At 62.2% G+C, this 21255-nt stretch carries 18 protein-coding genes and 1 pseudogene; 6 read left to right on the forward strand and 13 right to left on the reverse strand.

Features of this window, described 5'->3' with window-relative positions; all coding sequences use genetic code 11:
* From Q1K49_RS06200 to selA, 5 genes and pseudogenes are all read right to left on the reverse strand, one after another.
* Positions 1-404, reverse strand: a pseudogene (locus Q1K49_RS06200) (pur operon repressor); the annotation flags it as partial.
* A 5-nt stretch (positions 405-409) separates the two neighbouring features.
* On the reverse strand, positions 410-1045 hold the full coding sequence (locus Q1K49_RS06205; protein WP_213692785.1) for a hypothetical protein: 636 nt from the start codon (positions 1043-1045) through the stop codon (positions 410-412).
* Positions 1046-1503: 458 nt separating this feature from the next.
* Positions 1504-1749: a Veg family protein gene (locus tag Q1K49_RS06210; RefSeq protein ID WP_213692784.1), complete on the reverse strand. Its 246-nt coding sequence runs from the start codon at positions 1747-1749 to the stop codon at positions 1504-1506.
* 219 nt (positions 1750-1968) lie between these two features.
* Positions 1969-3921: a selenocysteine-specific translation elongation factor gene (selB, locus tag Q1K49_RS06215; RefSeq protein WP_300524069.1), complete on the reverse strand. Its 1953-nt coding sequence runs from the start codon at positions 3919-3921 to the stop codon at positions 1969-1971.
* Positions 3918-5318, reverse strand: a complete 1401-nt coding sequence (gene selA / locus Q1K49_RS06220) for an L-seryl-tRNA(Sec) selenium transferase (RefSeq protein WP_300524072.1) — start codon at positions 5316-5318, stop codon at positions 3918-3920. The genes selB and selA overlap by 4 nt, the downstream gene beginning before the upstream one ends.
* Positions 5319-5488: 170 nt before the next feature.
* Between selA and yedF the strand changes: the two genes are divergently transcribed.
* On the forward strand, positions 5489-6094 hold the full coding sequence (gene yedF, locus Q1K49_RS06225; RefSeq protein WP_300524073.1) for a sulfurtransferase-like selenium metabolism protein YedF: 606 nt from the start codon (positions 5489-5491) through the stop codon (positions 6092-6094).
* A gap of 45 nt (positions 6095-6139) precedes the next feature.
* On the opposite strand, the gene Q1K49_RS06230 is transcribed toward yedF, so the two are convergent.
* From Q1K49_RS06230 to Q1K49_RS06245, 4 genes are all read right to left on the reverse strand, one after another.
* Complete coding sequence (locus Q1K49_RS06230; RefSeq protein ID WP_300524075.1) at positions 6140-7963, reverse strand: phosphodiester glycosidase family protein; 1824 nt, start codon at positions 7961-7963, stop codon at positions 6140-6142.
* A gap of 21 nt (positions 7964-7984) precedes the next feature.
* Complete coding sequence (hemW, locus tag Q1K49_RS06235; RefSeq protein ID WP_300524078.1) at positions 7985-9271, reverse strand: radical SAM family heme chaperone HemW; 1287 nt, start codon at positions 9269-9271, stop codon at positions 7985-7987.
* Positions 9258-11069 carry a translation elongation factor 4 gene (gene lepA / locus Q1K49_RS06240; protein ID WP_300524081.1) on the reverse strand — a complete coding sequence of 604 codons (1812 nt, stop codon included), beginning with the start codon at positions 11067-11069 and terminating at the stop codon, positions 9258-9260. The genes hemW and lepA overlap by 14 nt, the downstream gene beginning before the upstream one ends.
* A gap of 193 nt (positions 11070-11262) precedes the next feature.
* Positions 11263-12777, reverse strand: a complete 1515-nt coding sequence (locus Q1K49_RS06245; RefSeq protein ID WP_300524084.1) for a GGDEF domain-containing protein — start codon at positions 12775-12777, stop codon at positions 11263-11265.
* Between the two features lie 125 nt (positions 12778-12902).
* Here Q1K49_RS06245 and Q1K49_RS06250 point away from each other — a divergent pair, with 125 nt between their 5' ends.
* On the forward strand, positions 12903-13427 hold the full coding sequence (locus Q1K49_RS06250) for a hypothetical protein (protein WP_300524086.1): 525 nt from the start codon (positions 12903-12905) through the stop codon (positions 13425-13427).
* Between the two features lie 242 nt (positions 13428-13669).
* Here Q1K49_RS06250 and Q1K49_RS06255 read toward each other — a convergent pair whose 3' ends face one another.
* Together Q1K49_RS06255 and Q1K49_RS06260 are read right to left on the reverse strand one after the other, a co-directional pair.
* Positions 13670-14428 (reverse strand): TIGR03915 family putative DNA repair protein, encoded by a 759-nt coding sequence (locus Q1K49_RS06255; protein ID WP_300524089.1) that lies wholly within the window; start codon positions 14426-14428, stop codon positions 13670-13672.
* Positions 14429-14457: 29 nt separating this feature from the next.
* A complete protein-coding gene (locus Q1K49_RS06260; RefSeq protein ID WP_300524092.1) occupies positions 14458-15744 on the reverse strand; it encodes a putative DNA modification/repair radical SAM protein in 1287 nt (428 codons plus the stop codon).
* Positions 15745-15933: 189 nt separating this feature from the next.
* On the opposite strand from Q1K49_RS06260, the gene Q1K49_RS06265 reads away from it, so the two are divergent.
* The 4 genes from Q1K49_RS06265 to Q1K49_RS06280 all read left to right on the forward strand — a co-directional run bounded on the left by Q1K49_RS06265 (position 15934) and on the right by Q1K49_RS06280 (position 17988).
* A complete protein-coding gene (locus tag Q1K49_RS06265; RefSeq protein WP_029166287.1) occupies positions 15934-16245 on the forward strand; it encodes a YerC/YecD family TrpR-related protein in 312 nt (103 codons plus the stop codon).
* 230 nt (positions 16246-16475) lie between these two features.
* Positions 16476-16949 (forward strand): Lrp/AsnC family transcriptional regulator, encoded by a 474-nt coding sequence (locus Q1K49_RS06270; protein ID WP_245588060.1) that lies wholly within the window; start codon positions 16476-16478, stop codon positions 16947-16949.
* Entirely contained in the window at positions 16946-17575 is a 630-nt protein-coding gene (locus tag Q1K49_RS06275) for a LysE family transporter (protein WP_300524098.1), read from the forward strand. Before Q1K49_RS06270 ends, Q1K49_RS06275 begins: the two co-directional genes overlap by 4 nt.
* A 221-nt stretch (positions 17576-17796) precedes the next feature.
* Entirely contained in the window at positions 17797-17988 is a 192-nt protein-coding gene (locus tag Q1K49_RS06280; protein ID WP_157367398.1) for a hypothetical protein, read from the forward strand.
* Here the strand turns inward: Q1K49_RS06280 and Q1K49_RS06285 are convergent.
* Positions 17927-19339 carry an MATE family efflux transporter gene (locus Q1K49_RS06285; protein ID WP_300524104.1) on the reverse strand — a complete coding sequence of 471 codons (1413 nt, stop codon included), beginning with the start codon at positions 19337-19339 and terminating at the stop codon, positions 17927-17929. The two genes, Q1K49_RS06280 and Q1K49_RS06285, sit on opposite strands and share 62 nt — an antisense overlap.
* Before the next feature lie 88 nt (positions 19340-19427).
* Positions 19428-20891, reverse strand: coding sequence for a YbaK/EbsC family protein (locus tag Q1K49_RS06290; protein ID WP_029166282.1), 1464 nt, complete (start codon positions 20889-20891; stop codon positions 19428-19430).
* Positions 20892-21255 lie beyond the last annotated feature (364 nt).

Consider the following 21255-nt stretch of genomic DNA (forward strand, 5'->3'; position numbering starts at 1 on the left):
ATGACCACGTCCACCGTCGTTCCCTGAAAGCTCCCGGCCATGACGTATCCCAGGCTCAAGGCATAGAGAGGATGAAAGTTCAGGTCACTGTAGGAGATCAGTCCTCCGGGCAGAAGTCGATCCTTACCGGAGAGAACGACCGCCAGCTCTTCGAGGAAGGTTTTGCGTCGCTCCTCGCTCATCTCGGGCACGAAGGCGGCACCTCCGTTCCTGCCGCGATCCACCACCATGCGTCCAAGCCCCTCCTGACGAAAAGCCGCGTCGATGATCGCCACGTCGTCGCTGACGACGGTTTTCGACACGTCGAAATCCGTGGCGACCTTCGTGAGCGACAGTTGGCGGGACGGGGAAAACAAAAAGCGGGAGGCGATACGGACGAGGCGCTCCGTGCGTTGCCCTCTCATGTCTCTCATTCCTCCAATACGATCAAGGTATGCACCCACGCCCACGCTTCGACACAGGCACACAAACCCTTCGTCGCCTCCCTCGCCGGAAAGAGAGCGAAGGCCGTACTGCCGCTGCCGCTGACGCCCCAGGCGAACGAGCCCGTTGCTTCCGCGGCGGCAAAAAAGCGTTCGTACTCGGGGTGTCGCCTCCGAAGCGGAGCAAGAAAATCGTTCGGCAGCAACCCCACTCTCTCATGCTTCCGGAGGCGCCCGCAAAGAAGATCGAGTTCCTCCCGGGCCGCTTCCTCATCAAGCCACGAACCTTCCGACGAAGGAGTCCCGCAAAGCACATCCAGTTCCCGAAACATGTCCCTCGTGTCGCAACGCCATCGGGGCAGAAGCAGCACGACGGCACATCCCGAAAGGTCCGGAAGCGGGATCAACACCTCTCCCACGCCCTCTCCCCGTGCGCACCGCGCATCCCCTGCCAAAAAGGGGACGTCCGCCCCTATCCGGGCAAGTGAACCGCCGAAAGCGACGCCCTTGCGGTCCCGAAGCCAGCGCACCAACGCCGCCGCATTGCCGCTCCCCGTTCCAAGGCCGCTTCCGGGAGGAATCTGCTTCCAGAGATCCATCTCCAAAGCCGGAAGGTCGGGCATCGCTTTCCGCGCCTCCCGAAGAACCCGAAAAAGAATGTTCTCTTCCGGCACAACCACATTGTGCACGCGAAGGACGTCGGGGTTCTGGACATTATGATGCTTTATTTCTCGAATTGTCAAGGTTTCAAGCGGCCCGATCCGAAAAAACGATGTCACGAGAGAATGATATCCGTCCTCTCTTTTTCCGGTGACGCGCAGCGTGAAATTTATCTTTCCGCAAGAGAAGAGCTGTTCCTGCATGATCGTTCTCCTTCGTTCCCCGCATTGCTGAAAAAACGCCGGAAGAGGATCCGGATGCCGGCACGTTCCATACGACGAACCCGACGCCGAGGCGTCGGGTCGAAAAACACTGTCGCTACAAAAAAGCACAAAAAACCCTTTCAGGGTTTCGGAAACAAAGAAAACCCAGAAGGCGAAGCCGGGCTTTTACCCGCACCCCTCATTCTCTCCAGAACACGTCAGACGATTTTCTCGTCCTGGGGAAGAATCTCCAGTTCCACCTCGTGCGTCAAAAGTTCGACGTAACTGAAGGAAACCGTACTGTTCTGGGACTCCACAAACATGGTAAACAGCTTGGGATAGGTTTCAATGATGACTCCCTGGCGCTCCTCCACTTTGCGGCGTCCTTTCGAGGCCTTGTACCGAACTCGCGAACCCTTGTGCAGAGTTATCCGCTCTCGAATGCTCGAAAGGCTGCAGCCCATGTGCTTCACTCCCTAACGGAAATTTGGACTGATTTTACCATAAAATTCCAGATTACGCAAAGTTGCATGTCATTTGTTACACTTACGAGAGAAGCCGAATCCGCACCGACCTCTCTCTTGGGAGCATGCAAAGGCTTTCCATCCCGTTTTGAGCCTCGTGCCAGGGAGTCACTTGGAAAAACAACATGTATTGAAAATTTGCCTATCTTCGTTTTTTATTTATTTTTCGCCCTCTCGCATGATATTTTTCTTTCGAAGGATCCGCTTGTCGCCCACACGACGCGTGTACCCCCGGGCGTCGAAATGTTCGAGAATGGGGAGCACGTATTTCCGGCTGCTCCCGGTGAGATCCCGTACCGACGCGACGGTGATGTCCGATTCGACCGTGCCGAGCAGTCCGAGAAGGCGCTCCTCCACCACCCGATGAAGAAGCATGCCCTCGGAAATCACCGTCACAAGTCCCTCCTGGCGCGCCACATCCATGAGAATGCGCAGGTCCTGCTCGGAAAGATGCAGCGCGTGGCGCACTTCCTCCAGAAGTGGGAGCTGCATCACGCCGGAGCGTGCGCACAGCTCTTCGAGAGCGCGCAAGTGCCGTCGCAGCTCCTCCGGATCCCTGTAGACGAACCTGGGAGTCCTGACCCGTCCCTCTTCCAGCAGAACCGTGCCGTTTTCGAGGAAGAGGGAAAGGATCTCCTTCGCGGAACGAACATCCTCACCGGGGAAAAGGCGTGCCACAAGCTGCTCCAGGGGCATTCCCCGCAATTGGGGCATGGCCGCATGAAATTCGTCGAGCGTCTCAAGGAGAAGTGCCTCGATCTTCTTCAGCTGAACCGTGGAGACATAGCTCTCATCATTCCCCTTCCCCAGGACGACGAGGCGTTTTCCCCGGACGAGATCCTTCGCCAGGGCACGCACTTCTTCCGCGGTCTGCTGGAGAAAGACCATGGCCTCCCTCAGGGAGATGCGAGTCCGCTCGTTTGCGAGAAGAGCGAACAGCGTGCTTCTGCCGGGAGCGGCAAGGAGCGTCTCGATCCGTCCCGCCACGGCGGTTCGAGCCTTTCGCCCTCGGGGTTTGATTCCGTAAGGATAAAGAATCTCTCCTCCCGCGATGGTCACGAGAGGACTGTAGAAGCGCACCACGAAACGCTGATGCAGGCAGGCGACGATGCGCTCTTCGAGGACCAGCTGTGCGGGAGCGTCTTCGCCGGGTTCGATCTGGCGCCGATCCAGAAGGGCCACTCGGGCAAGCGTGTCCGAGGTCCCCACGTGAAGGCGGACCCGCTGCCAATGCTTCACCGGCTCCACCGAGGTGGAAAGCACCCGGAGGAGCACATCCAGACAGGAGGTGGGAACGAACATGCCGGGAGAGCAGAGCACGTCGCCGCGGTCGATCGCATCCACGGGCACTCCCGAAAGATTGACGGCGATCCGCTGCCCCGCCCAGGCCTCTTCGACGAGACGGCCATGCACCTGAAGGGTGCGCACCTTTCCCGTCCGCTCCGATGGCAGAAGAGCCACATCACTCCCCGAGCGCAATGTGCCCGTATAGGCCGTTCCGGTCACCACTGTTCCGAATCCCGAAACGGGAAACGCTCTGTCCACGGGCAAAAAGAATCCTCCGGAACGATCCCTGGGGCTCACGCGCTCCACGAGGGATTCCAGGGCCTGGACGAGAAGGTCCAGGTTCTCGCCGGTGTGCGCCGACACGGCGAAGACCGGCGCGTTTTCCAGAAACGTTCCCCGGAGCACCTCCGCCACGTCCTCCCGGACGAGTTCCAACATCTCGGGGTCCACGAGATCGGCCTTCGTAAGGGCCACCACGCCGTCCCGGACGCCGAGGAGGGAGAGAATCGCCAGATGTTCCCGCGTCTGGGGCATGACGCCCTCGTCCGCAGCGACCACGAAGAGCACCGCGTCCACGCCGGAAGCACCCGCCACCATCTGCCGGATGAAACGCTCGTGCCCCGGCACGTCCACGATGCTCACCACGGATCCACCGGGCAGACGCAAAGGGGCGAATCCAAGTTCGATGGTGATGCCCCGCTTCTTTTCCTCCTGAAGCCGATCGCAGTCGATTCCCGTGAGGGCCTTCACAAGGGTGGTCTTGCCGTGGTCGATGTGCCCCGCCGTCCCCAGAACGAAGGGGACTTCCCGCTCACCGACGTTCATGGTTCTCCACCTCCTGTAATTTCCCGGAACGCCGCGAGGAGGTACTCCTCATCCTCCTCCGAGAGCGTCCGGAGATGCAGGCAGACGAGTTCATCCTGAACGTTTGCTACGACAGGGTACGCGCAGAGGCGAAGGCGGGCCTGGAGCGCCGCGGCGCTCCAACCCGGCAGGCTCACCGCCACGGCGAAGCCGTCGATCCCTCGGGCGGGAAACGCGCCGCCCCCCACGGCGTCCTCGACGGACAGCACACGGCAGGAAGCCTCCGGAATCGTACCGATCAGCCGGGCGGCAAGGCGCTCCGTCCGCTCCCGCAAGACGTCTCCATCCGCGCAGAGCATGGACAGGGAGGGGATCTCCCGCCACCGGTCCGTCAGGTAGAGACGCAGCGTCGCCTCCAGAGCGGCCAGGGTCATCTTGTCAACCCGCAGCGCCCGAGCGAGAGGATAGCGACGAAGTTCGTCCACGAGCTGTTTCCGCCCGACTACGGCGCCGATCTGAGGGCCGCCGAGCAGCTTGTCCCCCGAGAACGTGACGAGATCCACACCCTCGGCGATGCAGCGCCGCACCGTGGGTTCGCCGGAAAGACCGAAGGGGGAGAGGTCCACCAGAACACCGCTTCCGAGATCCTCCAGAAAGACGAGATCCTTCTCCCTGGCCAGCGCGGCGAGTTCCTCCCGTCCCACCTCGGCGGAAAATCCCACGATGCGGTAGTTCGAGGGATGCACCTTGAGGAGCATGCGCGTCTCCTCCGAGACGGCCTCGGCATAATCCCGGAAATGGGTGCGGTTGGTCGTGCCCACCTCCCGCATTTTCGCCCCGGAGAAGATCATGATGTCCGGAATACGGAAGGAACCGCCGATCTCAACAAGTTCTCCCCGGGAGATCACCACCTCCCGGCCTTTCGCCAGCGCGGCGAGACAGAGCAGCACCGCCGCGGCGTTGTTGTTCACCACAAGGGCGGCATCGGCACCGGTGAGTCGGCAGAGGAGCCACTCCACGTGAGAGTCCCGATGTCCCCGCTTGCCTCCGCCCAGATCGTATTCCAGGGTGCTGTAGCTCCGGGAAACCGCCGTCAGGGCTCGGACGGCCTCGTCGTGCAGGCAGGATCTTCCGAGATTGGTGTGCACCACCACTCCCGTGGCGTTCACGACGGGGCGGAGACTCGGCGCGCACCTCTCCAGGCATCGCCGCCGCATTTCCGCTTCGAGAACCTCAACGGAGAGAACCGTTTCCTCGCCTTTGCGAAGCGCGCTGCGATATTCGCCGATCACGTCGGAGACGATGCTCTTGACGCTGTCCCTGCCCAGACAGAGGGCAACCTCTTCCGCCCAGGGCGTCTCCAGAAAACGTTCCATGGGCGGTATGGCGCGAAGCAACTCCCGAAGTGCATCCTTCACGGTCTCACCCTCTCATCGGTTATACTCTTCTTTAGAGGTCATCATACACCAAAGCGCGACGGAGCCGCCGCCGACGCGAGCGGCGCGCTTTCGCATCGTCGCGCGTGCAACACTCTCCGAGGAGGAGAACAGGATTTCTCTATCATATTGAAGAAGGAGATGGGAAACACATGCAGCACATCGACGCCCGCGGCAAAGCCTGCCCTCAACCGGTGGTCCTGACGAAGAACGCCATCGAGGCCGGCGCCACGTCCCTCGAAATTTTGGTGGACAACGCCGTTGCCAGAAGCAATGTCTCCCGGTTTCTCGAAAAAGCTGGGTACCGGGCAGAGGTGCACGAAGAGGGAACAGATTTTCGCATCGTCGGCGAAGGAACACCCCCCGCAGCAGCGACGGAGGTACTCCCCGAGCTTCCGGACGCCTACACCTGCGGCAATGTCTCCCTTGCGGTCCTTCTCACCTCGAAAACTCTGGGCAAGCGGGATGAAGCGCTTGGAGACGTGCTGATGAAAGCATTTCTCGGAACACTGTCCCAGGGAAGCACGGTCCCTGAGACCATTGCTCTGATGAACGAGGGAGTCATGCTCGCCCTCCCCGAAAGCTCCACCTCGGAAAGCCTTGAAGAGCTGCAGACAAAGGGAACACAGATTCTCGTCTGCGGCACCTGCACGAAGCACTTCGGCATCACCGAGCAGATCCGACTCGGAACGATCAGCAACATGTTCGACATCGTCGAAGCCCTTCGGAAGGCGGGAAAAATCCTCTCCGTAGGTTGATCGAACGAATCGCATTGACCAGGCGCTTTCCGCAGGCGTTCCGGCCTAGGGCCGGAACGGTGCCGCGCCGATGCCGTAACTGACGGGGCGGGGCTTTCCCTCGGAGAGCAAGGAAACGCGCTTCCCTTTTACGAGAAGCTCCGAGGACCCCCCGCCGTCGAGATTCAGCGCGTAGTCCACGTGCAGCTCCCGGAGAATCTCCGAGACCTCCCGAAGAGTGAACCCCACGCTGTGGAAGGGATTTCTTCCGTCCCCCACGAAGAAGACCCACTGTCCGTTCCCGGTGAGGCCGATGACGCTCCGGGGATGGCGCCGCAGCGTCACGGAGTCGGAGAGGTTTTCCGGATCGTTCTGAATTTCCCCTCCGAAGATGAGAAACGGCCCTCCCTGGACGATGTGGTCCATCTTTCCCCACAGAGGATCGCCTTCATTGAGCGTCATCTCCACCCGCACCGCGTCGCCGGGGCGCAGGGCGGCCACCGTCGGGGCCTGGGCTCCGTACCCCGCGAGCACCCTGGCTCCTGCGGGGATGTCACCGCCGCTGCCCTGGCGGACTTCCAGGCATCGCCCGTCCCGAAGCACCGCCTCCGCCGCGGGAACGCTTCCCGACGAGGGCGTCCGCCGTCCGAAGTGCGGTGTGAACAGCACCAGCGCGTCCCCCTTGGTGAAGCGGTTCAGCGTGGCGAGCTTCCGCTCTCCGAAAGCGTCGGCGAACACGCGCCCGGAGAAGTTCGTGGGACCGAAGGTGGCCAGATTGTCCCGATTCCACCCGAGACAAGTCCGCCCCCGCATGGGTTCGCTCACCAACGTGCCATCCACCAGCAGCGTGCCGATGGGAGAACCCCGGCCATATCCCGTGGTGGTGAAGAAACCTCCGTTAATGGCGGCCACTGCGTTCCCGCCCGTCATGGCGGCGAGCGGAGCGAGGGTGGAAAGCCCCTCCGGAGGAAGAAGGGGGCGTATTCCGAACAGACCGGGATCGATGATCAAAGCAACCCAGAAGCGGGGCGAGGACAAGTTTTCGTAGCTCGGAAGACAGGGAAGGATCCGCGCCTCCTTTCCCGCCTTCGCCCCGGCCTTCCGGAGGCGTTCCGCGTCGAGAAAGGAGTCCAGCATGTCCGACCGGAGGCGCCACTCGTAGTCGTGGTTCTCCACCTTCATCTCCGGCCCTGCTCCCGCAAGGGTTTTCCGTAGCTGCTCCGCCTCGTTCTTGCCGTCGAACCCGTCGATGATCGCCCTCCAGCGCGGCGAGCGCGCCGGAGCACCCTCGCGGTGCAGAAGCAGCCGCATTCCCTTCGCCGGGGCAAGCTCGGCCCGCAGCACAAAACCCTGTCCCGCCAGGGCGAGAACTTCCAGGAAATGTTTGGCCTCGGCAGGAGAGATCTTCTGATCCGGGGAAAGCCGCTTCGCGTTTCCCTCAAGCAGCGGAGGGACCATCAGACGAGCCGCCGCCACGGCACCGCGGTCGGACGGGGAGAGTCCCTTCAGGTCCTCGTAGGGAAGCGGCGCCTCCGCCAGAAGCCCTGCCTCGAAGCGGAGCCCCAGACTGTGCACGAGCATGCGGAGCGCCTCTTTCCGGGTCACCGCTCCTCCCGGCGGCTGGTCCGAGTAGGGAACCGCATCGATGTTCCGGGCAAAGGCCACCGCCTGGGCGGGGCTCTTCGCCTCCCCGGGAGCGAGGAGACCCCGCGCTTCCAGAATGCCCTGCACGAAGGCATCCCGCCGGACACCTCCCGATTCCGCCTCCGCCAATGCTCCCTGCAACAGCAGCAGCACAACGAGGAGAGCCGTCAGCACTCCCCGAAGCTCCCTCGTCTTTTCTCCGGCGCATTTTTCTCCTGACGTTCCGAAACGATGCACGGTTCTCATGTCCCTTCTCGAAGTCTCACATCAACGGCGGCAGGACCGGCCGGACAAGGAACCCTCTTCCAGAGAAGCGTCGTCCTCGTCATCGGCGAGCACCTCCGTCCACAACGCATTGGCGACCCGCATTCCTCCGGGAGAAAAGGCGATTCGTCCGGGTTCCCTCCGGAGAAAACGTTCTCCAAAGGGTTCGAGGCACCGGACAAGCCGCGCCGCCTCCTCCGGGCCGTGGCGGCGGGCGAAACTCCGGAACCGCACGCCTCCCGCAGTCCGCAGCGCCAGCACCGCCGCCTCTCCCGCTCTTTTTCTCCCCTCCAGGCGCTCTTCCACAGACACGGCGCCCTTCTTTCGGACCTCCGCCACGTAGCGCGCCAGGTTATTTCCGTTGCCGTAGCGGATCCCCTCCAGAAAACCCCAGGCGGCGGCACCCAGGCCGAGCACGTTTCCTCCCCGCCAGTAGGCCAGATTGTGTCGACACCATTCTCCGGGAGCGGCGAAACTGGCGATCTCGTACTGCCCGTACCCCTTACGCCGCAGATACCACTGGGCGAACCGGTAGAAGGCATAGCCGTCGGGAAGGGGTTCCGAAGGAGGGGACGCTCCCCAGACAGAGCCCTTCTCCAGGGAAAGTTGGTACAGGGAGAGATGGCGCACCCCCGAGCGGTGAAGCTCCTGCAGGGTTCGGTGCCATCGGTGGAGCGTCTGGAAGGGAAGGCCGAACATGAGGTCCACGCTGGTACGAAACCCCGCGGCGAGACAGGCCGACAGGGCGTCTCTCGCCCGGGCCGCCGAATGGGGGCGCCGAAGCCACGCCAGCTCCTCCTCGTCGAAACTCTGCACGCCCAGGCTCACCCGGGAGATCCTCCAGTTCCTCCAGAGCCGGAGCGACGTTGCAGTGAGGCTCTCCGGATTCGCCTCCACGGAGACCTCCGCCCCAGGAAGAAAACGGAGCCCCTCCTCCAGGATGCCGATCAGGCGCTCCCATTGACGCGGGGCAAGAAGGGACGGAGTTCCGCCCCCGATGTAGAGAGTCTCGGCGCAGAACATCCTTCCGGCCGTTTCCGTCCAACGGGCAAGTTCGCCTTCGAGCGCCTCCAGATAGGCATCGATGATTCCCCCGGAGGCGGGCACGAGGCTTGTGAAGGCACAGTAGGGACATTTGCGGACACAGAAGGGAATATGCACATAGACGGAGAGCGGAGCATCGGAGGCGAAGGCGGCGGCGTTTCGCAGAAGAGCTTCGTTTCGGAGGGAAGAGGCGTTCCATCCGCCCCTTCCTCCGACATCGCAGGAAACGGATCTACTCCTCCGCATCCTCACTGACCTTGAGAAAGGCGAGAAACGCCTCCTGGGGAATGGAGACCCGCCCGATCTGCTTCATCTTCTTTTTGCCTTCCTTCTGTTTTTCCAGGAGCTTTCTCTTTCGGGTGATGTCGCCGCCGTAGCACTTGGAGAGCACATCCTTGCGCAGGGGCTTGATGTTCTGCCGGACGATGACCTTCTTTCCGACGGCCGCCTGGATCGGCACTTCGAAGAGCTGCCGCGGGATGAGCTCCTTCAGCTTGCGCACCACCGCCTGCCCTCTGTGGTAGGCCGCGTCCTGGTGGCAGATGAAAGAAAAGGCGTCCACGGGTTCGTCGTTGAGGAGCACGTCCACCTTCACGAGATTTCCCTGCCGAAATCCCACGTGCTCGTAGTCGAGGGAAGCGTATCCCCGGGAGACGGACTTGAGCTTGTCGTGAAAGTCGAGGATGAATTCCGCGAGGGGAAGTTCGTAGACGAGGCGCACCCGCTCGGGGGTGATGTACTCCATGCTTCCGTACACGCCCCGCTTGTCCTGGCAGAGCTGCATCACCTTGCCCACATAGTCCGTGGGAAGGAACATGGAGAGCTTGATGTAGGGTTCCCGGATCTCCTCGATCTTGCCCAGGTCCGGAAAATCCGACGGACGATGGGCCTCCAGGATCTCCCCGGAAGTGAGGACCACATGGTAGCCCACGTTGGGCGTGGTGGCGACGAGATCCACGTTGAATTCCCGCTGGAGGCGCTCCTTGGCGATGTCCATGTGCAGGAGTCCGAGAAAGCCGCAGCGGAACCCGAAGCCGAGCGCAGCGGAGGTCTCGGGGGTGAAGTCGATGGCGGAATCGTTGAGCTGAAGCTTCTCCAAGGCGTCCCGGAGCTGGGGATACTCCTCGCGCTCCACGGGATAGAAGCCGCAGAAGACCACGGGTTTGACCCGCTTGTACCCCGGAAGGGGTTTCGCCGCGGGGCGCCTCGCGTCGGTGATGGTGTCTCCCACGCGGGCCTCGTGAAGGGTCTTCACGTTGGCGATCACGTAGCCTACCTCGCCGGGGCCGAGCTCCTCCGAGGCGCGCATGGAGGGAGTGAAGAATCCCACTTCCTCCACCTGGTCGGAGATGCCGTTGGCCATGAAAGTGATCTGCTGCCCCGAGCGGATGCTGCCGTTCACCACCCGGACGTAGCAGATGACACCCCGGTAGTTGTCGTACACGGAGTCGAAGATGAGCGCCTGCAGGGGTGCCTCCGGGTCTCCCTCGGGAGCGGGCACTCTGCGGACCACCGCGTCGAGCACCTCGGCGATGCCGACACCGCTCTTGGCGCTGACGAGCAACGCCCCTTCCGTGTCGATGCCGATGACGTCCTCCAGCTCCTTCAGAGCCCGTTCGGGCTGGGCCGAGGCGAGATCGATCTTGTTCACCACGGGAAGCAGCTCCAGATCCTGCTCCACCGCGAGGTAGGCGTTGGCCACGGTCTGGGCCTCAACGCCCTGGGCGGCATCCACCACGAGGAGCGCACCCTCGCAGGCCGCGAGAGAACGGGAGACCTCGTAGGAAAAATCCACGTGTCCGGGAGTGTCGATCAGGTTGAGGATGTACTCATCTCCCTCACGGTCACGGTAGCGCATCCGCACGGGAACCAGTTTGATGGTGATCCCCCGCTCGCGTTCGAGTTCGAGGGTATCCAGGTGCTGCGCTTTGAGAAAACGCATGTCCACGGTCGCCGTCAGTTCGAGCAGACGGTCCGCCAGAGTGGACTTTCCGTGGTCCACGTGGGCGATGATGCAGAAATTGCGAATACGGCCGGTCTCCAATCCTCGTCACCTCTACTTTTCGGTGCCCATCATTGTACTTGAGGGACGGAGATTCCGCCAGAGCGCCTCTCGGAGTCGCCCGCGAACTTCGGCCCGCACAGGGCCGATCCCCTCCGCCCGCAGAGATCGGACAAAGAGGATCGGCCCTCCGGAGGAAAAGCGAAGCGAACACGGAGAGAGCGTCAAGGCGACGTCATTCGACGCGGTTGCGCCCCCTCTGCTTCGCCATATACATGTTCCGGTCCGCCTTCGCGACGACAGTCTCGATGGAGTCTCCGTAGTTCTCGATCTGGGAGACACCGATGCTCACGGAGACCCCCTCGGCAGAGAAATAATTCTGCTCCGCCACGGCGTTCCGGAGACGCTCCGCAAGCTCCCTCGCTTTTGCCGCGGGCGTGTCGGGAAGGAGCAGCACGAACTCGTCGCCTCCCCAGCGGGCGAAGGCATCGTAGCTGCGGATGTGCTCCCGGACCGTGGAGACGATCTTCTTGAGGATCATGTCCCCAAGATGGTGCCCGTAGGTGTCGTTGATGGTCTTGAAGTGATCCACGTCGAACATGATCAGGGAAAGGGGTGTCTTGTTCCGGGCGGCCTTCTTCAGCTCGTTCGCCGCGACCTCCGCGAAGAAATGCCGGTTGTAGGCCCCGGTGAGCCGGTCCCGGGTCGCCATTTTCTCAAGTCGCCCCGACGACGCGGCCAGGAGCACCGCCGCGAAGAAGAGCAGAAGAAAGAACAGGGAGATGAACACCAGCAGGAGACGATAATACTGCCTCATGACGCTGAACTGGTACTCCCCCTCGTAGCTCATGAGATACCCCAAGGAGTTGTTCGCCTTGTCCTCCAGGGGGTAGAGCGTCAGACTGAAGCCCTGATCCGCCGCGGTCCAGTAGAGCGTATCCGCCTCCCGCCGGGCGACGGCGCTCACCAGCTCCCGGACTCGTCCCTGTCGGTCCCCCTGAAATCCCACCTCGGCGACGAGGTCCGCGTATTCCTTTCCGAAGCTCTCGCTGATGAGAAGATCCGGAAAGAAGGCGACCGCACGGAAGCGCCCACCCTCGCTCTGGTGCACTCCTTCCAGGATATCCCTCCAGAGCACGAAGAAGCTCTTCGTGCCGAACATGGTCTGCATGGTTCTGGAGATGGCCGGAAGGGAGAGGCCGAAATGGACGCTTCCGAGGAAATCCGCCCCCCGGAAGAGGGGAAAGGCGAAGACATAATGCACGCCCGTCCCGGTCCGCTGGAAATCGCTCACGGACTTCCGGCTCGCGTGGAGCTTCTGCAGAAGCTCCCGCTCCCGGAGTGTCGTCTCCTCCATCGGCACGCCGCTCCCCAGAGCGAGCAGGGGCTCCCCCAGGGCATCGAAGAAGCGAAGATCGTCGAAGCCTTCCTTCTGCAGCTCCCGAAAGAGCGTGTGCAGTGTCCGCTCCAGGGCGAGACACAGTTCCCGGCGGTTCGGTCCTCTTTTGCCGACGCGCTCCAGAAGCTCCAGAAAAGGATCGTTCCGGATCAGGTCGCTCTCGCAGACGTGCTCCGCCAGCATCTCGTAACAGCGGAGTGCCGCCCCCGTCTGGACGGAGAGGGTGCGGACCTTCTCGAAGGTGTACTCCCGCTCCTTCACGCGCTGGTTCGACACGATGAGCGAGACGGAGAACACATAGCCGAGGACGATACAGAGCAGTCCGAGAACCGTCCAGGTCTTTCTTCTCACACGTTTTCCCTCCCCGGAGATCCGGCTCGGTTCCTTTTCTCCCTGGGCCGATCTACCCGGAGAAATCCTTTTTTGCTAGAATCTGCGGAAGCCCTGCCCATTCATCAGATGAAGGAGTGAGCTTCTTGAAGAGCATCCGCCCGCCTCGTCCGCTTCTTTCCGTTCTGTCCATCCTGCTCTCCATCCTCGCGTTCGCCGCCGTCGCTCCGGCCTCGGAACCCTACGAAAAACTCTATCCCCTTTTTCCGGACCTTCCCGGCTGGGAGGGCGACACCCCCCAGGGCATGAGCATGTCCGCGAACGGCCAGAAGGCTACCACCGCCTCCCGCACCTACCAGGCCGAGGGAAAAAGCTTCACCGTCACCGTACTCAAGGGATACGGAACCGGGGCCGTGGCGGGAGCCTACCAGGACGTGCAGCTCGAAACCGACGAGGTGTCCGTCACGTCCGGCGAGATGCGGGGCTTCCGCATCTTCCAGACCTGGCAGAAGAAAGAGAACTCGGGCAACCTCCTCGTCTCCCTCGCCGGGGAAAACGCCGACGAGATCCTCAACTTCGACTATACCGGCATGAGCCGCGATGAGGCAATGCCCCTGATCGACCGTTTCGACTGGAAGGCCATCGCGCAAACCATGAGAGAACTCCCCTAAGAAACAGCCGGGCGTGCCTCCCCGAAAACTCCGAGCAGCGTGCCTGCTTTTGCGGGGCGCCCTTCCCGGCCAGGGACATGCCGTAAAAAGTTCCTCGAAAAACCGCTTTTCGCGGGATTTTCCCTCCGTGTGTGCCCGCGCTCCCGTCCGAACCCGGACCGGTGGCGCGGGCACGCACGGTTTTGCGCTGCGGACCTCCGCCGCTGCAACGCCCTCCGGAGAGCAGCACCGTTCATGCGAGGTCACACGCCGGGCTCGCGCTTTCCCCGGGGAATCTCCACGAGCCATTTCCAGGTCTTCTTCGGCATCCGATTTCGCTGGCGCTCCGGGCTCTTTCGGTTCTCCACCGCAGCAACATCGAAATACGTTCTCCAGAGGTGCTGGTAGTGCGCCTCGCGGGGGCCGAAGTCCGTCACGCCGGGAAGGTCGCAGGGGGTGAGGTACCACTCCTCCTCGTCGTAGACGAGAGCCTCTTTTCTCCCCACATCGTGAATCATCCATTTCATGGAGGGAAAGCGGCGGGCGAAGTGATCCCCCAGAAGAGGCAGCAGGCGACACGTGGATTCTATGGGCGCGTAGAAAAACGTTCCCGCCTCGCGGAAGCGAACAAGCCCCAGAAAACGCTCCCGTTCCCGCTCCACCCGGTTCGCCATGCGCATCACCGCAGCAACCCCGGGGTCGCCCAGATCGTCCAGAAGACGCTCCCCGAGCTGCCCGCCCCGGCGGACGAACGCGAAGAGGCGCATCTCTCCGTCGCGCTCCTCCGAGAGATGCGCCAGATAGAGCAGCCGCACCGCCCGGGGAGTCATGCGCCGTTCCATGGCTTCGTAGAGAGCGTCCGCTTTCGCAGGGTCCGCCTCCACCTCCACGGTCTCGGCAAGAAACCCCTGTGCCGCCACGCCCCGGCGATGAATGGCCAGAGGCTCTGCCTTGTCCCGGAACAGTCCGTGAAACACCGTGAGCAACCCCTCGAAACTTCCGTCGTACACATACACGCGCACGTCGCTTCTCCTCCCGAAGGTATCGCGCCCTAGACGGGCATCTCCGCAGGAGAGAAAAGTAGAAGCTGCCTCCGCCGCATCTCGTTCCGGAGCGCGGCGCGCTCCTTCGTCCTGTCGCAGAGGAGGTTCCGCAGCCGAACCGGATCCCCCACGGGCTGGGCGAGAGCGCGCCCGTTGCAGAGGAGGAAAAATCGGCCCCGTTTCAACACCACGCCGAGCCGCCGCAGGTGTTCCTCCTCAAGGCGGCGCACCTTGCGTGCCGTGAGGATGCGCTTCGCCGAGGTGACGCCGATTCCGGGAACGCGCAGCAGCATCTCGTAGGGCGCGGTGTTCACCTCCAGAGGAAACAAGTGCAGGTTGCGAAGCGCCCAGGCGACCTTCGGGTCCACCGCGGCGTCGAGCTGGGGGTTCGCCTCGTCGAGCAGTTCCTCCGGATGAAAACCGTAGAAGCGCAGCAACCAGTCCGCCTGGTAGAGACGGTGTTCCCGCAGCAGGGGCGGTGCCGCCAGGGCCGGCAGGCGCCGGTCGTCCGAAACGGGAACGTAGGCGGAGTAATAGACTCTCTTCAGGGAATAGCGGCGATAAAGTCCCTCGGAAAGGCGGAGAATCCGGAAATCGCTCTCGCCGGTGGCGCCGACGATGAGTTGGGTGCTCTGCCCCGCCGGGGCAAAGAGGAGCGAGCGGGAGGAGCCTTTTCCCGACGCGGCGGCCTCCCGAATGGATTCAGAGAGATGCGACATGGGAGCCAGCACGGAGTGTTTCGATTTCTGCGGCGCCAGAAAACGGAGGCTTTCCTCCGAGGGAAGCTCGATGTTCACGCTGACCCGGTCCGCCAGAGCACCCAAGCGGCTCGCCAGTTCGAGAGAGGCACCGGGAATGACCTTGGCGTGAATGTAGCCGGAGAAGCGGTGTTCCCTCCGGAGAAGCGTGATCGTGCGGAGCATCATTTCCATGGTGTAATCCGGAGTGCGGTGCACCGCGGAACTCAGAAAGAGCCCCTCGATGTAGTTTCTCTTGTAGAACTGCATGGTCAGCTCCGCCATTTCCTCGGGAGTGAAATGGCTCCGGGGAACGTCGTTGCTGCTTCTGTTCACGCAGTAGGCACAGTCATAGACGCACTCGTTGGAGAGGAGCACCTTGAGGAGCGAAACGCAGCGACCATCCTCGGTCCAACTATGGCAGATTCCCGCTGGACCGGCGTTTCCCGTCCCCCCCGTGTTCTTCCTGGAACTTCCGCTGGAGGAACAGGAGACATCGTATTTCGCCGCACCGGCGAGAACGGCGAGTTTCTCCGAAAGTGTCATGGAAACTGTCATGGCCCATTCCGTCCCTTCGAACTCCCCCACTGATGCAGCGAAGGTCATGGAAACCCGATGCGGAAAACGTTGTGCAACCTCTCAAAACGGGACTTTTTTCCCGTTGACCGTCGGTCATAATGTGGTACCATGAGAGAGTTTTTGTGGCATGCACTATTGACGTTTACGTTGAATCGGAGGTAGACAACTATGTCAGCAAAATGGAAAGACGCGCTCACCGATAACCTCTGCACGGCAATTCTGACCCTGAAGAACGTGGAAGAGGTCTATCAGTTCCTTACCGATGTGGCCACCATCTCGGAGATCCAGGCATTCTCCCAGCGCCTGGAAGTGGCCCGTCTCCTCAATGAAGGCAACACCTATCCCGTCATCGCCCAGAAAACCGGGGCAAGCACCGTCACGATCAGCCGGGTGAAGAAGTGCCTCGACTTCGGCGCCGACGGTTACCCCCTCGTGCTGCAGCGCATGAAAGAGGCGAACGGAGGAAAAAGCGAGAACTGAGACCTGCTCCCCCTGCGCCCCCCAAAGGAGATTCTTCCAGAAATGTTCTCTCGGAAAAGCCGGCGCAATGCCGGCTTTTCGCGTTTCCTCCGGCGATTCCTCCGCAGTGGGCATGACCATCCGGCGACTCCATTGTACTCCGAAAAGGACCTCCTTTTCAAAAAAAAGGAGACGCTGCTTGATTTCCTTTTGAAAAAAGGATAATATAGCAATTATCCTCACCAAAGAAGGTGATCTCCCTGGATGGAACGGATCTCAAGATCATTGCCGCCCTCCTGGAGGACGGACGGAAGAAATGGACCGACCTCGCGGGCGCTCTGGGGCTCTCTTCCCCCAGCGTCGCCGAACGGGTCCGCAAGCTGGAGGAAGCCCGAATCATCCGGGGCTACAGCGCGCTCGTAGCCCCGCAGGCCCTTGGACTCTCCCTCTCCGCCTTCATCGAAGTGACGCTCCGCCACCCCAGGTACCGGACACTCTTCCTCGATCTGACGGCGAACACACCGGAGATCCAGGAATGCCATCACGTCGCGGGGGATTTCGATTTTCTGCTGAAAGTCCGCTGCAGGGACACGGAGCATCTGGACCGGCTCATCAGCGAGGACATCAAATCGCTGCGGGGCGTCCTCCGCACCAGGACCACCATCGTCCTCTCCAGCGTCAAGGAGACCCTCGCTCTGCCGCTTCCTCCGGAGGAGCAGCCATGAGCGCCGCTCTCTTCCTCAAGACCTTTCTTCTCGGGCTCTCCATCGCCGCTCCGGTGGGCCCCATCGGACTTCTCTGCATCCAGCGAACGCTCCGAAGCGGCATGTCGGCGGGCTTCGTCTCCGGGCTCGGCGCAGCCACGGCGGACGCCTGTTACGGAGCCGTGGCCGCCTACGGCCTGGCCGCGGCGTCGCAGTTCTTTCTGGAGTATCGGCGTCTTCTCGCCTTCGGAGGAGGCGCTTTTCTCCTCTACCTCGGGCTGGGCATTCTCCGCGCCCGGAAAGTCGCCTCCGAGGAATCCGCTTCCCAAGCAGCCCCCGAAGGAGTTTTTCGCATCTGGGGTACCACGTGTCTCCTCACTCTGGCCAACCCCATGACCATCCTCTCCTTCACGGCACTGTTCTCGAGCCTCGCCGGAGAGACGAGCTGGACCAGCGGCAACGTCCCGCTGGTCATGATCTCGGGGTTTTTCTCGGGGTCGCTCGCCTGGTGGCTTTTCCTGAGCGGTTCCGTCGCCCTGCTGCGCCGAGCGATCTCTCCCGCAACGACCCTGATCATCAACCACCTCTCCGGAGCAGTGATTCTCCTTTTCGGCGCATACGCTCTCGGCACGGCTGTGCTACAATAACCCCTTCCGAAAAGGCACCTCCGGCCGAAACAGGCCGGACGCCTTCCCGGAAGGGTGGAATATCCCGTCGGAACACCGGAACGAAACCGTCACACCCCCGTCATTCCGGTGATCTATGCTGACGCCGCAAGGCGGACGGGACGAAGAGCGGAACAGAGAACGCTCTGCGCCTGCCCGGCGGTATTTCCCCCCCACACCATATGATTCTGGAGGGCACACTCTTGAACGACATGACCCTTTTCGGCGCCGCACTGGGCTGTTTCGTCCTCGGCGACATCTTCTGCAAACACGGCATCCTGCGCCGGGCGGTGCGGACCCTTCCGCTCCCCCATCACAATCTGCTCTTCCTCGTCATGGTCCTGGCGGGCATTTCCCTTCTTCTGTGCACTCTGGCCGGAACATGGGGACAGTGACCGGGGACATCTTCTCCCGTCTCATACTGCGGAACTGCACGTAAAGAAAGAGTCCGCCGATGATGGCACTTCCCACGTCGGCCGCCGGAACGGAGAGCCAGATACCGTCCGTCCCGAACAGTCCGGGCAGAATGAGAAGCGGCGGCACGAAGCAGATGACCTGACGGGCGATGCCCAGGAACAGGCTCTGTCGCGCCTTGCCAAGTCCCTGGAAGGTGAAGGAACTCATCACGCCGATCCCCGCAAGGGGCATGCCGAGGTAACAGAGGCGCAGCCCCCGTGTGGCGATGGCCAGCAGCTCCGGGTCGCTCGTGTTGAAGAGCTTCACCAGCGGAGCGGTGAAGAGCATGATGACCACGAAGCTCGCACAGAAAAAAGCCGTGGTTCCGACGATGGCGAGGCGTACCGTCTCGATCACCCGGCGATAGTTGCCCGCTCCGTAATTGTATCCCACCAAGGGTTGCAACCCCTGGCCGATACCGATGGCGGGAAGGAAAAGCAGCGAATCCAGACTGAAGAAAATTCCCATGGCGGAGATGTACAGATCGCCCCCGTAATCCCGGAGAAGCCGATTGATCCACCCCACGAGGAGCGTGAAGCTCAGCTCCATGAGAAAGGGTGCTATCCCGATCTGAAAAATCCGCACCAGGGTGGCCTGCTCCGGGACGAGGTGCGCCAGGTGGACCCGCACGCTTCCCCTCCCGCTCAGAAAAAACCACACCGAGGCGACCGCCGCGAGATACTGGGAGATCACCGTCGCCCAGGCCGCCCCCTGGATGCCCATGGAGAAGCCGAAGATGAAGAGCGCGTCCAGGGCGATGTTGGCCCCGGCGCCGAGAAAGGCGACCATCATGGCGTAGGCGGGATATCCCTGAGCACGAATGCAGTGGGACAGGACGATCGTGGCGAGCGTCGCCGGCACGCCGAGACTGACGATGCGCAGGTATTCCAGTCCCGGACCGATGATGTTCTCCGTGGCCCCCGAGAGCGTGAGCACGGGCTCCGCGAGGAACCTTCCCGCCACGACCAGAGGCAGTCCAAGGATGAGAACGAGGAACATGCCGTTGCCCAGGACCCGGGAGGCTCTTTCCGGCTTGCCCTCGCCCAGGCTGATGGAGATCAGGGCGGAACTGCCCACACCGATGAGCAATGAGAAGGCGATGCCTGCGATGACGTAGGGAAAGGCCACGGCGATGCCCGCGATGCCCAGGGCCCCGACGGTCTGCCCCACGAAGATGCGGTCCACAAGATTGTACAGAGCGTTGGCGAGCAGGCCCGCCACCGCCGGCAGCGAAAAATGCAGGAGAAGCCGCGGAATGGGCTCTTCTCCCATGCGTATCGAGCGATCCATAGCGTATCAACCTCACAATTCACAGTCCCTCGGGGCGTTTCGAGCCGCATTCGCGGCACCGAACCCCGGAGGGAACACGTTCCTCCACTCAGGCGTCGGTCAACAGGTGCTTTCCCGACGTGGTGGTGTCCACCAGATACAAGGCAGGCACGCCCGCCAGGCGGGCGTCGGCCATCTTTTTTTCCGCGTCGCACTCCCTGTCGTCGAGCAACGGAGCCAGCCCCTGCTGGGACAGCTCCTGCAGAAGGCGCTCGGCGGTCTCATGGTCCTCGGGGAGCACGGGCACGATCCATGCATCGAAGGGCGCGTATCCCTCGGGCCACTTTTCTCCCCCCTGCTCGGCAAGGGCCGACAGAAGAGAGATGCCGAAGACGCACCCCGTCCACGCAAAAGGAAAGCTATGCGTTCCCGCCTGGTCCCGACAGGTCAGCGCCGTTTCCGAGGGGGAGACAGGGACGTCGAAATGCCCCAGAACGCGCCAGTTCGCCTCGGAGAGCGGCTCTCCGCACAGAGGACAGGGGGAATCCTTCTCGAAGCGCACCAGGTCCGCCACAAAGGGAGCCGAAAAATCCCGTCCCCAACAGGCACCGGTGAGATGGAAGTCCGGCTTGTTCGCTCCCACCACGAGATCACAGGCCCCCACCACGCGGGAATCCGCCACAAGTGTGACCGCCTCACCCAGTCCGATGGGACCGAGGTACCCCGCCACGCCGGTGATGCATCGGGCAAGATCCTCCGGGGTACTGCGACGGATCTCCGACGCATTGAGGGCTCGCCGGAGCTTTTCCAGGCTGATCGCCATGTCCCCCCGAACGAGAGCCGCGGCGACCCGAAGGTTCTCCCCCATTCCCGTGGAATAACACATGGTCTTGAGCGTCCGCGAGGGAGGCACGTCGAGTTGACGGCACAGTTCCGCAATAGTGTTCGCTCCGGGGGTGTGCGCCTCTTTCAGGGGCAACTCCCCGTGTCCGGGCGCACTCTTTGCCGAAAAGGCCTCCTCCTCCGGAGCGATGGACTCGGGCAGGCCGCCCCAGCCGCAGGCGGAGCAGCAAATCCCCGGCGCGGACTCCCGCGCCTCCTTTTGCGCCGGAACCGCGATGGAGAGCCTCCAGGCATCGTCCCTCCGCTCCTCCAGAACGCGGCACCCGAGGTCGGCGAAGACCGGCTCCTCCCGCACCGCCTCTCCCAGCGCACGGACAAAGGTCTGGGCCTCGGCGAAGGTCTCGCCGTATCCCGTGAAGACCAGATTTCCCTCCCGCTCTTCAAGAAAGGCCCGGGCGACTTCGCCGAAAACCCTGACGAAACGGTCCGCGATGGAGAAGGGGCCGGCCCCGAAACACGCTGTGGGCTGCACTCCCGTCTTTGCAAAGAGCGCGAGAAGTTTTCCCAGGCTGCGGCGCAGCGCAAGCGTGCCGAAGGGCAGAAGAAGAATTTCGTCACTCTTGGCGTTGTACACGGCGAAACCACCCTGCACAAGCCGGATCAGCCCCGCGTCCCTGATCTTTCCGGGCTGCTTGTCGGACAGGGGAATCAACAACTGCGACAGTTTCATGCGCAATCCCTCCCGAAGATGGCCTTGGTACGTCTTTCCTTCCTTAACTTTCGGAGCGGGCATCTTCGCGAATGTTCATGATTTTTTTCGCGGAACAACTCCGACCGTCGGAAGAGCGCCATCATAGCATTGTGTTTCAACCGATGCAATCATGCAACTCCTCGTTGCGTGGCCGGACAGTGCTCTGATCACCCCTGAACGGGACGATGAATATGTCGCCCATCACGAACAGAGACGACGTATTCATGGAGACGAAAAAAGCGGAAACAACGAGGTGACGGAGACACCGCTCCATCGAAGATGAAAAAACAGCGCCGGGACGGCTGTCCCGGCGCGCTTGTCTTTTGTTCGTTGTTCGTTTTCC

Origin of the sequence: Aminiphilus sp. (assembly GCF_029975095.1) — a bacterium.
GTDB lineage: Bacteria > Synergistota > Synergistia > Synergistales > Aminiphilaceae > Aminiphilus.

Coding starts and splice junctions, on each gene's coding strand:
- Q1K49_RS06290 (WP_029166282.1), bottom strand. CDS start 20,891: ATGAAACTGTCGCAGTTGTTGATTCCCCTGTCCGACAAGCAGCCCGGA.
- Q1K49_RS06210 (WP_213692784.1), bottom strand. CDS start 1,749: ATGGGCTGCAGCCTTTCGAGCATTCGAGAGCGGATAACTCTGCACAAG.
- Q1K49_RS06205 (WP_213692785.1), bottom strand. CDS start 1,045: ATGCCCGACCTTCCGGCTTTGGAGATGGATCTCTGGAAGCAGATTCCT.
- Q1K49_RS06265 (WP_029166287.1), top strand. CDS start 15,934: ATGTCAGCAAAATGGAAAGACGCGCTCACCGATAACCTCTGCACGGCA.
- Q1K49_RS06260 (WP_300524092.1), bottom strand. CDS start 15,744: ATGACAGTTTCCATGACACTTTCGGAGAAACTCGCCGTTCTCGCCGGT.
- hemW (WP_300524078.1), bottom strand. CDS start 9,271: ATGCGGAGGAGTAGATCCGTTTCCTGCGATGTCGGAGGAAGGGGCGGA.
- Q1K49_RS06275 (WP_300524098.1), top strand. CDS start 16,946: ATGAGCGCCGCTCTCTTCCTCAAGACCTTTCTTCTCGGGCTCTCCATC.
- Q1K49_RS06285 (WP_300524104.1), bottom strand. CDS start 19,339: ATGGATCGCTCGATACGCATGGGAGAAGAGCCCATTCCGCGGCTTCTC.
- Q1K49_RS06230 (WP_300524075.1), bottom strand. CDS start 7,963: ATGAGAACCGTGCATCGTTTCGGAACGTCAGGAGAAAAATGCGCCGGA.
- selB (WP_300524069.1), bottom strand. CDS start 3,921: ATGAACGTCGGTGAGCGGGAAGTCCCCTTCGTTCTGGGGACGGCGGGG.
- yedF (WP_300524073.1), top strand. CDS start 5,489: ATGCAGCACATCGACGCCCGCGGCAAAGCCTGCCCTCAACCGGTGGTC.